9 protein-coding genes are annotated in these 11,899 nt (G+C 34.1%); 2 read left to right on the top strand and 7 right to left on the bottom strand.

Features of this window, described 5'->3' with window-relative positions:
• The first annotated feature begins 37 nt into the window (after positions 1-37).
• A complete protein-coding gene (gene mazG / locus K7G79_RS03465; RefSeq protein ID WP_223549179.1) occupies positions 38-811 on the top strand; it encodes a nucleoside triphosphate pyrophosphohydrolase in 774 nt (257 codons plus the stop codon).
• Between the two features lie 163 nt (positions 812-974).
• Entirely contained in the window at positions 975-2,330 is a 1,356-nt protein-coding gene (gene mqo, locus K7G79_RS03460; protein ID WP_223549177.1) for a malate dehydrogenase (quinone), read from the top strand.
• Between the two features lie 69 nt (positions 2,331-2,399).
• Here the strand turns inward: mqo and K7G79_RS03455 are convergent, their stop codons facing one another.
• The 7 genes from K7G79_RS03455 to K7G79_RS03425 all read right to left on the bottom strand — a co-directional run bounded on the left by K7G79_RS03455 (position 2,400) and on the right by K7G79_RS03425 (position 11,841).
• Positions 2,400-4,433 carry a DUF349 domain-containing protein gene (locus tag K7G79_RS03455; protein WP_223549174.1) on the bottom strand — a complete coding sequence of 678 codons (2,034 nt, stop codon included), beginning with the start codon at positions 4,431-4,433 and terminating at the stop codon, positions 2,400-2,402.
• 173 nt (positions 4,434-4,606) lie between these two features.
• Positions 4,607-5,347 carry a shikimate dehydrogenase gene (locus K7G79_RS03450; protein WP_223549172.1) on the bottom strand — a complete coding sequence of 247 codons (741 nt, stop codon included), beginning with the start codon at positions 5,345-5,347 and terminating at the stop codon, positions 4,607-4,609.
• Positions 5,340-6,359 carry a DUF368 domain-containing protein gene (locus K7G79_RS03445; protein ID WP_223549170.1) on the bottom strand — a complete coding sequence of 340 codons (1,020 nt, stop codon included), beginning with the start codon at positions 6,357-6,359 and terminating at the stop codon, positions 5,340-5,342. Before K7G79_RS03445 ends, K7G79_RS03450 begins: the two co-directional genes overlap by 8 nt.
• Complete coding sequence (locus K7G79_RS03440; RefSeq protein ID WP_223549169.1) at positions 6,360-7,280, bottom strand: DUF368 domain-containing protein; 921 nt, start codon at positions 7,278-7,280, stop codon at positions 6,360-6,362.
• Positions 7,281-7,332: 52 nt separating this feature from the next.
• Entirely contained in the window at positions 7,333-8,721 is a 1,389-nt protein-coding gene (locus tag K7G79_RS03435; protein ID WP_223549167.1) for a lipopolysaccharide assembly protein LapB, read from the bottom strand.
• Positions 8,722-8,876: 155 nt separating this feature from the next.
• The gene (locus K7G79_RS03430) at positions 8,877-10,055 is read right to left on the bottom strand and encodes an aspartate aminotransferase family protein (protein ID WP_223549165.1); all 1,179 of its coding nucleotides are present in this window, start codon (positions 10,053-10,055) and stop codon (positions 8,877-8,879) included.
• Positions 10,056-10,062: 7 nt separating this feature from the next.
• Complete coding sequence (locus tag K7G79_RS03425) at positions 10,063-11,841, bottom strand: OstA-like protein (protein ID WP_223549164.1); 1,779 nt, start codon at positions 11,839-11,841, stop codon at positions 10,063-10,065.
• Positions 11,842-11,899 lie beyond the last annotated feature (58 nt).

Raw genomic sequence — 11,899 nt, 5'->3', positions numbered from 1 at the left:
TGACGCTTAGCAGGTCTTTTCTTTTTAAAAAATTTTTATGAATACCAGAGATCAACAACTTAAATCATTTGACAGGTTATTAACCATAATGGACGAGTTACGTGAACAATGCCCGTGGGATAAAAAGCAGACCATGGAAACCTTAAGGCATTTAACTATTGAGGAAACCTATGAACTGGGTGATGCTATATTGGATAATGATTTAGATGAAATAAAAAAAGAGTTGGGTGACCTGTTATTACATATTGTCTTTTATGCCAAAATAGGAAGCGAAACCCAGGATTTTGATATCGCCGATGTCTGTAATGGGATTTGCGATAAGTTAATCGATAGACACCCCCATATTTATGGTGATATAGAAGTGAAAGATGAAGAGGATGTAAAGCGTAATTGGGAAAAGCTCAAACTAAAAGAAGGTAAAACCAGTGTATTGGAAGGTGTTCCTAAAAGTTTACCAGCATTGGTAAAAGCTAATAGAATTCAGGATAAAGTAGCAGGCGTTGGTTTCGATTGGGAAGCCCCTAACCAAGTTTGGGAAAAGGTAGAAGAAGAGCTTAACGAATTTAAGGCCGAGGTTAAATCTGGTAACAAGGATGCAATTGAAAATGAATTTGGGGATGTCTTGTTCTCTATGGTTAATTATGCTCGATTTTTAAATATTAATCCAGAAAACGCATTGGAACGTACAAATAAAAAGTTTTCTAAACGTTTTCAATATCTGGAAAGTAAGGCGAAGAGTTTAAAAAAGCCTTTAAAAGAGATGACCTTGGCAGAAATGGATGTGTTTTGGGAAGAAGCTAAACAATTATAACTTTTTAAAATATTTAGTTATTAAATGAAAGGGTTGGTGTTTTTTAATTTTTTTTTCAATTATTTAATTTTTTAATAAATAAAATAAAATAGCTCTTTCCAAAATGTATTGAACGTATGTAAACGATTATCTTTGCGGGCGATTTTAAAACACATCTTTTAAAATGCCTAATACAACCATAAAACATTCTGACTTTGTATTGATAGGTGGGGGCATCATGAGTGCCACACTAGCTATTTTACTTTTTGAAAAGTTTCCCAAAAAAACAATTACCATTATTGAAAAATTGCCTAAGATGGCCGAGGAAAGCTCCGAAGCTTGGAACAATGCAGGAACTGGACATGCAGGCAATTGTGAACTAAACTATACTCCAGAAAGAAAAGGTGAAATTGATGTTAAGAAGGCTATTGAAATTTCGGAACAGTTTAACGAAACCCTAAATTTCTGGAAATACTGCACAGGTAAAGGCTATATTAAAAATTTAGCTAAATGCATCAAAGAAGTACCTCATGTGAGTTTTGTACAAGGTAAAAAGAACATGGCCTTTTTAGAAAAGCGTTGGCGTATCTTAAAAGAATATCCTCATTTTAAGGACATGGCATTTTCTGCTAGTAAAGATGAGATCAAAGAGTGGTTACCGTTAATGATGGAAGGGAGAGCGGATAAGGAAGACATTGCTGCTACTTACTTCAACAAAGGCTATGATGTTAATTTCGGCGAAATCGCTGACCAGATCTTCCGTTTTTTAGGAAATCAAAATAATGTGCAATTACTGAATAATGGAAATGTTTATAATCTTCAACAAACAAATAATAAGCGTTGGCTAACGACGGTAAAAGGACAATATATTGGAAAACACTGGAAAATTGTTTCCAATTATGTGTTTATTGGTGCTGGTGGAGGTACATTGCCATTACTGGATAAAGCTAATATTAAAGAGTCCAAGGGCTATGGAGGGTTTCCCATAAGTGGCCTGTGGTTACGTTGTACCAATCCAGATATTATTGAAAGGCATTATGCTAAGGCTTATGGCAAGGCAAAACGTGGTGCGCCTCCCATGTCTGTACCACATATGGATACTAGAGTTATTAATGGGCGTAAAGAATTGTTGTTTGGACCGTTTGCAGGATTTACGACCAAGTTTTTAAAACATGGTTCAATGTTTGATCTACCCAGATCGGTTGAATTTGATAATATTATGAGTCTTTTGGGAGCCGGTTATCAAAATTTACCATTAATAAAATACTTAATTAAGCAGGTACGGTTAACCTTTAAGGATAGAATGGATATGCTTAGGGAGTTTTATCCTAATGCTGATAATGATGATTGGAAAATGGTAGTTGCTGGGCAGCGCGTCCAGATTATCAAGCGGAACAAAAAAGGTTATGGTAGGCTGGAATTTGGCACCGAAATTATCGTTTCCCAAGATAAAACTATAGCAGCTTTATTAGGGGCATCGCCTGGAGCTTCAACTTCTTATGCGGTAATGAAGGCTGTATTGGAAAAGAGCTTTAATTAAAAACACCTCTATTTTTTAAAAAAAAATAGAGGTGTTTTGTCATTTTTATAAGCTTCATCATTCAGGTTTTTAATAAAGCTCCTTAATTTTTTTGAGTTTTTTCTTCCATAGTTTTAGAGCATCCTTGTAGTTTTTAATATTACTGTGAACCTCTTTTACCAGCGGGTTGTCATCATCAACATTTGTAAAAAACAGTAAGTTGTTTTCCAACTGATTGATTTGTCCTTTAATTTCATCTATTTTTTTACTTATAAAGGCACGTTCGTTATCTAAATGTTTCGAGTCTTCTTCATTATTTAATTGTTCCAGCTTGTTTTCAAACTTAATCATTTCTATTTCGTTCTGGTCCATTTTTAAACTCAAAAATAACCCGTCCAATACCTTATGGAATTTACCTTCAATATAACGTTTGTCGTAAGGAACTCTGCCTATTTCCTTCCAATTAGAGATTTGCTTGTTAATAGTCTCTAAATCCTTGGTTTTATCTCCTATTAGTTCTATTTTTCTAATAGAGTCGAGCATCTCTTGTTTTTTGTTGAAAGCCTCAATCTCCTGCTTGCTAGAAGCATTTCTATTGGCATGTATTCTGTCAAAATAATGGTTACAGGCAGCTTTAAAGCGTTTCCATATTTTGTCACTGTCCTTACGTGGAACATGACCAATTTTCTTCCAATCACTCTGAATCTTTTTCATTAAAGGTGTAACCAATTCGAAATCTTCACTGTCTTTGTTATCCTCTGCTATTTTAATTAGATCTAATTTTTTATGAAGATTGTTGTATTGTTCTTTTTTTAAATCTTTATAGAATGCATTTTTTTTCCTGTTAAATTCTCTTACAGCTTCTTTAAATTTAGACCAAGTAGCCTCATTAACTTTTAAAGGTACTTTACCTGCGTTAAAGAATGCGTCTCGCAAGGTTTCAATTTCCTTAATTTTTTTCTGCCAACCATTATGGGAATTTATGTTTTCTTGTGCAATGGCATAAATATTAGTTATAATCTGCTCCTTTACTTCAAGGTTTTTTTCATAGATCTTATCTATCTCTTTAAAATAGAGTTGTCTTTTATCGTTAATTTGTTTTGTAGCAGTTTTAAATCGTTCCCAAATGGTTTCACGATGTTCTTTAGCTACAGGGCCCAATTCTTCCTTCCACATTTTATGAAGCTCTTGAAGTTCCCTAAAAGCATGCAAAACATCATTTTCTTTAGCCAATTCTTCGGCACGCTCAATAATAATTAGTTTTTTTTCAAGATTGTGCTTAAAGTCTAAATCGCGCAGGTCTCTATTTAGGTGTAAAAAATCGTAGAACATTTCTACATGGTGGTGGTAGCTGTTCCATGCATTATTATATTTGTCTCTTGGTATAGGACCGGTATTGCGCCACCGTTCTTGCAGTTCTTTAAAATGTTTATATGTGGTATTAATGTTTTCCTCTATATTTATTAAGCCCTTAAGTTCTTCTATAATCTCAAGCTTTTCGGCTAGGTTGTCTTTTAAGGATTTTTCTAAATTTTTATAGTGTTCGTTTAGTTTATGCCGGTATTCTCTATAAGCCTGTTTGTATCTCTTTTGTACAGGTGAACTGTAATAGAAATCTATTTCGTGGCCACCGTCATTAATGAATTCTGCCTTTTTTTCATCCATTAGGTCTTGAAACTTCGATTTGAATTCATTGTTTATATTTTGAACATGTGAGCGTATAGCCTGAACTTTTTCATTTCTTAAAAGGCGTTCAAGTTCAATAGCCAATGCCTCCAGAGACATTTTATCGTATTCCTTATGTTCGATTGTATGCCGATCCTTATTACCTTCGTCTTCTGCATCTTCAGCGTTGGAAGCTTCTATTTCATCTAAAACTTCATCGTCGTTACTTTGGGTATCACTATCACGAATTTCTGTTTTGGCTTTCTCTGGTTTTGAAGAAACTTCAATTTCTTCTAGATCATTTTCTGGCTCTATTTGAGTTTTGGCTTCCTCTTTTTGTGAAGTTTCGATATTTTCAACACCAGCATCTGTAATCTCCTGACTACCAGTTTTAGTGTTGTTTTCTTTTTTTATTTCTTGTTCTCCTTCTGCTTTTTGCAGGTTATCAGTCTCAGACATTTTAAAAATGTTTAGGGTCGTTAAATAATTATTTTGAATTGTTCTTTAAAACTATTTTTTATTAAAAATAGTTTTTCATTGTAAAAATTTTATAAAAAGAACAGGTATAAATATACTAACAACCTAAGGATTTACAAAGCAAAGCCTACCTTAAGTCAATAAAAAGCAAGTTTTTAATCTAAATTCCAGATTGACCAGGATTTTTTTGCTTGTAACTCCAGCATCTTTTGTCCGTTACAAATAGTAGCTCCATGAGCTTTTCCATGTTTTAAAAAAGTAGTTTCTTCTGGATTATAGATTAAGTCGTATAGAATATGTTTATCTGTAATAGCTTCGTAAGGAATATTTGGATAATCGTCTACATTAGGAAATGTTCCTAATGGTGTACAGTTAATAATAATTAAATGTTGTTTAATTATAGCTTCAGTTAAGTCGCTATAGGTATAGTTTACTTGTTTTGATGCGTTTCTGGAAACATAATAATAGGATATCCCCAGTTTTTTTAAACTATAGGCAATGGCTTTACTTGCACCTCCGGTACCTAAAATCAATGCCGATTTATGATTGGAACTTAATAAAGGAACTAGGGACTTTTCAAAACCATAACAATCTGTGTTATAACCAATCAGTTTGTTGTTTTTTGTAATTTTAATGGTGTTTACGGCACCTATTTCATCTGCTACTTCATCCATTTCGTCCAAAAAAGGAATTACTTCCTGTTTGTAGGGTATCGTAACATTTAATCCTCTTAAATTGGGATTGTTTTTTATTATGCTAGGAAATAACTCAATGCGACCTATATCAAAATTTTCATAAGTACAATCTGTAATACCTTCCCTTTCAAATTTATTCTTAAAGTATGCTCTTGAAAACGAATAAGCTATATGTCGCCCTAAAAGTCCCAGTTTATGCATTTTGCTTTCTTGTTTTTGCGCCATAAGCCTCTAAAGCTAGAACGATTAAAATCCCCAATAATATAAAAAATATGGCGTATAATGTTTCTTTATTTGGATCCGGGATGTATCGTTGGTAATTCTCAATAATTCTTTCTCCTGTCGAATCGTGCAGAAGTTGTCCGCTTTTATCATATTTATATATGGTTTCTTTCCATGGCCATACTACACCTAACGAACCTATAATGAACCCTATAATTGTAGAAAGCGTAATTTTTTTATAATGTTTTAAAATATAACTTAAAACATGGGAAAATGTTACTAATCCAGTTATTGAACCTAATGTAAATACGCTCAAAACTTTTAACATTTTTATACGTTGAGAGTTTTCTATAAACGTAAAATCACCTCCTAGTATTTCGAAAAAAGTATCGTATAGGGCGTTTACCGAATCGACTAACAGCAAGACGTAATTACCCAATAAAATAAGAATAAATGATCCAGAGAAGCCAGGAAGAGTCATGCCCGAAACACTAATAATACCACAAAAAAATACAAACCACAAATTGTCATTTTCCATTGCTGGATTTAGAAAACTAATGCCCACCCCAAGAGTTATACCAATGGCTAGAAAAGTGTAGGTTTTATAATTCCAATCCCTAAAGTCTTTATTTATATAGTAAATGGAGCCCATGATCATTCCAAAAAACACGCTCCAAACATATAATTCGTAATGAAAAATGAGATAATCCAATAGCTTTGATACACTAAAGTAGCTCACGATCATACCAAAGAAAAGCAAGCCTAAAAAACGACCGTTTATATAATAATAGCAGCTTTTAAACCTTCCATTTATAAGTAATAAAAAAGCCTTACGGTTAATTTTTTGAAGTGAGTAAATGAACTCTTCATAAAATCCAGCAACAAAAGCTACAACACCTCCAGAAATTCCAGGGACTTTATTGGCAGCTCCCATACCTAATCCCTTTAGGACAAGAAAAATTTTATCGGTAAGTGTTCTGGTGCTTTCCATTTATACTTTTTTGCTTCCTAACCTTTCCAATATAAAAATAGTCAAAAAACCAATAATCATTAAAAGCAAGGCAAATAGGATTTGATTATCACCATTAAGGGAAAATGGAGAGATGCTCTTCTGTAATAAAGGAGTCTTAATGCCTTTGGCATTGGTATACCATGTTAAGGTTTGCTTCCATGGCCATACTTTATTTAAAGAGCCAAAAATAAACCCGGTCAATAAGGCTAATGTAATATTGTGATAGTGTTTAAAAAGCCATTTTAGAACATGACTAAAACTTAAAAGACCTATGGTAGCTCCTGCTACAAAAACTAATATTTTTTTTATATCGAAATCGTGCAGTGCATCACTTAATGTTTTGTATGCTCCTAAAATAATAAGGATAAAAGAACCCGAAATGCCTGGTAAGATCATGGCGCATATAGCTATAGCACCAGCCAAAAATAAAAACCATGAGTGTTCATTTGTAGTTAAGGACGATAGTTGACTTACATAAAAGGCAATTACAATTCCTGTTATTAATGCAACTAAAATGGGAAAGTTCCATTGTTGGATTTGTTTGCCTACAAAGTAAATACTAGCTACAATAAGTCCAAAAAAGAAGGACCAAATTAAAATAGGATGGTTTTCCAATAAATATTTCGCCAATCTCATAAAACTCACAAAACTTATGACAATACCCAGTAATAATGCTACTAAAAAATTGCCGTTTAATGTTTTCCAAAATGGGACAAACCCCTTTTTAAAAAGCGTTTTGAAAAGGGACAGATTTACATTGCTAATAGAGGTAATTAGTTCTTCGTAAATACCTGAAATAAAAGCAATGGTGCCCCCTGAGACCCCTGGTACGGCATCGGCAGCACCCATGGCAATACCTTTAAGGGAAATGACTATATAATCGAATAACCGTCTTTGCATACTTTCGTTTTAGCAAAAAAACCAAAGATATGTATTTTAATGTAACGATAGTTTACAGATTTGTTTTTAGCAGATTTTTAACTTGGGTTTTATCCGTTACTTCCGGAAAAAGTTCTTCTATTATAAAAGCATATTCTTTGTTGTAACGAAGTCCATTTTTAAGATGGAAAGAGCCTTTGTCGTTTTCATTTAAAGCAAAATATAAGCCCGCCAAGCGATATTCCAATTCGGGGTTTTCTGGATAAAATTCAACAGCTTGTTCAAAGTTATATACCGAGGCTTCCAGTTCACCTAATTTTATGAGTAAATCGCCTCTAGAAAGCCAAGTATTTAATTCATAATTACCAAGTTCTAAAGTTTTTTTATAGCCACGTTCCGCTTCTTCAAAAAAGTTTAAACGGTGGTTTATTTGTGCATATAACTTCCAATAGGTTACGTTTTCAGCATCGATATTTATAGCTTTATTGATATAATATAGTGCTTTTTGGTAATTTTTATTCTTGTTATAAAACTTTGTTATGGCTATCCAGCCTTTATCCAATAAAGGATCCTCATGCACCGTTTTGTAGTAGTACTGCACGGCAAGGTCATTATTACCTAATTTTTCGTAACAGTTGCCAATACGCAATAAGGCGAAGGATGTTGGGTCATCGAGCTTAAGGGTAATATTATAATTTTCAATAGCTTCTTCGTAACGTTTCAGTTTTTCCAATACTTTCCCGCGCTCCAAATAAGCTCCAACAAAGGTATCATCGGAAATAATGGCAAAATCAAAAGCCGTTAAGGCCTTTCGATATTTTTTTAGTACTAAATATTGTTTGCCCAATTGGTGCCAAGCGACCTCACAATATGGATTTTTATCCAGAAACATGTTTAGGTATTCTATGGCATCTTGATTTTGGTTCAGGTAATCAAAACAGTAAATAATATTATACAATGCAGAATAATCCTCTAGATCTTCTTCAAGGCACTTCATAAAGTAAGTTTTGGCACTTTCAAACTCATCTAAAAACAAGTATTCCATACCTATTAAGGAATAGATGTCTATGGCATCATCGGTAAGCTCCAACGCTTTTTTAAGTACGCTTATAGCTTTTTGGTGATCGTCCTTTTTTGATAAAATATTGGCTTTTTGGATGTATATTTCTTCGTTGGTTGGGTCTAAAATGTATAGGGAGTTCAAGAGTTCATCTGCTTCAACCAATTTATCTTCAAAAACATAAATTTCAACCTTAAACAGTTTTAAGTTTATTGAGCTTGGATGTTGATTTAAACCTAATTTAATAGCTTTTTTAGCGAGAGCTATTTTACCATGATTAAGGTAGTGGTGGATGATGTTTTCAAACTCTTCCGAATCGAAAAACAATACATGGTTTGTTTTTAGCATCGATTCGAATTTTGATAAAGGTAAGTTGTTGTTGTCGTCTTGACTAAACTCCATAGGCACGATAGTATAGTTCTATGCTGAATAAATTTAAGGTTCTATTCTTTTTTTTGTACTGAATTGGGCAAATGTTTTTAACAAAGTAATGAACAGTTGTTTTTTTTTGACTGGCAATAATGTCTTTTTTTGTTTGATTGTCAATAGTTTGAAGCTTACTTAATACGGCTTAAAATATCAATAATGATGCCACATCCCTTTGTAATTTCTTCATTTGAGATAGTTAAAGGTGGGGTAATACGAACGGCCTTAGGTTCAAAAAGTAGCCAAAAAAGGATGAGTCCGTGTTTTTGTGCTTCAATAATAAGTCGATCGGCAATTTCTTTTGAGGGTAAGACTAAAGCCAACATTAAACCAGTACCTCTTATTTCTTTTATTAATTCATGTTTTAAGAGTTTTCTAATGAGCACTTCCTTTTCAAGAGCTAGCGGCATTAAGTCACTATTAATGATTTCTTGTAATGTAGCCAATGCTGAAGCGGCTATTACCGGATGTCCTCCAAAAGTGGTAATGTGTCCTAGTTTGGGTTGATCTTGTAATAAATCCATGAGGTTTTTCGATGCGGTAAAAGCTCCAATAGGCATACCTCCTCCCAGACCTTTACCAGTAACCAGAATATCTGGAATACAATTGTAATGCTCAAATCCAAATAATTTTCCGGTTCGTCCAACACCAGGTTGAATTTCATCCAAAATAAGCAATGTGCCCGTTTGATCACACTTTTTTCTAACAGCCTCTAAGTAACCATTTTTGGGTTCAATAAAGCCAGCACCACCTTGTATGGTTTCCAAAATAACACAAGCAGTATTTTGTGTGATGTATTCTAAATCAGTTTTATTATTGAATTCAATGAACCTTATATTTGGAATAAGTGGACGAAATGCTTGTTTGCGTTCTTCATAGCCCATAACACTCATAGACCCCATAGTATTACCATGGTAAGCATTTTTAGCAGCGATAACTTCGCTTCTGCCGGTTGCACGTTTGGCTAATTTTATTGCACCTTCAATAGCTTCGGTTCCCGAATTAGTTAAATAAGTTTTTTCTAAATTACTTGGTAGATGTTTGGCCAATAGTTTAGTAAGTTCTACTGCTGGTTTTTGGATATACTCGCCATAAACCATAACATGCATATAACATTCTAGCTGGGTCCTAATAGCTTGAATAATCTTTGGGTGCCTGTGTCCTAACGGGCATGCCGAAACCCCTGCAACAAAATCTAAATGGGCTTTATTGTTACTGTCATAGATATAAGATCCGGATGCATGCGAAATTTCCATGCCTATAGGATGTGGTGTTGTCTGGGCTTGGTATTTAAAAAAATCCGTCTTCATTGCCTGCTTATTTAGGAACATTCTTGTAATCTACAGGTCTGGTTTTGTTCTTTACACGTTTAGGTAAGTTTCTAGAAGCCATGCCTTCTTCTGAATTTGGGTTAGATTCTTTGTCGGCGGTTTCAATGCGCTCCAGCATTTCTTTATCAAAAAAGTCTTCCTGAGGGATATAATCTTCCAATCCTTTTATTTTAGGCAATACCAAAGGAGGATCGTCTTTAAACAAATCTTCCACACTTAGAAGACGCTCTTCTTCACGCCAATCGAATCCTTTTAATAACTTTTCCTTGTCGGGGAATTCAGATTCAGGATAAATTTTACCATCTACCTGATTTAACTTTCTAACTTCATCAATTTCTCTATTGGTAATAAAAATTTCAATGCTCCCCGATTTGGACTTATCAATACCCACAAGTTCGTTATTTTCATTGCGCATGTAGTATATGGATTGTGCATTCTTTAAAATGTCAACATGGTATAATTCATTTTCATCGTTAAACAGTCCAATTAATTTTTTACCGTTAATTTGATTGTATCCAGCATCTAATGTGTCTTTGCTAATTACAAAAGCATTGTCGAATACTATAAGGGAATCTATCTTTTCGGTTTCGGGATTTGACTTTAAATGAATGGTGTCTCCCGTTATTTGATTTTTAATGTTCCAAAGAATAGGTTTCTGCTTAATGGCAAAGGGATCGGTGTTTGAAAGTTTTGATATATTAATCATTTGGGTTAATCCTGTGACATGGTTAACATGAATGGAATCGGATTTACCACTCATGTTCGACTTGTACAACTTTACATTTCTAAAGGCCCTTGTAATGCGTTTTTCCGGCTTTCCGGTAACCATTAGGGTGTCCGCATGAATATATATGGAATCTTTTTCCTGAAGTGTTGAAACTAAGGCGCGTTTGGTAATAAATACAGAGTCTTTTGCTTTAAAAACTTCGGCATAATGGCCTGTTACGATACTTTTATTAATAGTGTCTGTGACCATTATATGGTTTGTAGCCGAAGCAAAATTGGTATTGTTGTCAAAAAATAGACTATCCCCTTCAACAATGCGGTTATCGTAATAAATTTTTGCATTTTTAACAGCGTAGCCTGTTTTTAATTCGGTATCGTAAAAGCCTTTTTCACAATAGGTTTCGCTTTCGGGAGTGGTTATGGTTGAAGGGCCGTAGAGGTAGGCCTCTTTGGTGTCTTCGTAGTAATCGAAAAAATTGGTCTTAATGGTCGATTCTTTATTGACCATAACCACACTGTCAATGAACTTGTACTTTTTTAGGTTCATATAATACCGGCCTACTTTGCTGGTAATGGTTCCAGAGGTATCTTTAACAACGCTACCACCACTCCTGTAATAAGCCTGTTGCTTTATTCTGTCATAATAAAGCGTGTCTGTTTTAAGTTCAGAATCAGGAGTCTTTAAAATGACATCACCGCTAGCAAAGGCCAATTGAGACTTACCGCTATACTCCACATACTTTGCATTCATGGTAATGGAATCACTTTCAATCATTTTCACATTGCCGTAGGCTTCAATAAAATTGTCATTTTTATACTGTATGGCTTTATCGCACCACATGGCTATACTTTCATGTGTTATGTGCACTTGACCTTCATCATTACGCAAAATAACTTGGGCGCCAGGGTACTTGTCTTCGTTTTTAATTATGGCACCTGCTTGTTGGATTTCAATTCTCTTTTTTTGTTGGGCTTCAGTGGAAAGAATAGAAAAGAAGCTAAATAAACAGTATATGGTAAGTTTGATTGATGTGTTCAAATTATGATAGTTTATGGCAAAAATAATGATAAAATTAATGTTTCAGAATAATGGAACA

Source organism: Aestuariivivens sp. NBU2969, assembly GCF_019931125.1.
Taxonomy (GTDB): domain Bacteria; phylum Bacteroidota; class Bacteroidia; order Flavobacteriales; family Flavobacteriaceae; genus Aestuariivivens; species Aestuariivivens marinum.
The sequence above is the reverse complement of the archived record's forward strand: the minus strand, read 5'-3'. Positions and strand labels throughout refer to the sequence as shown.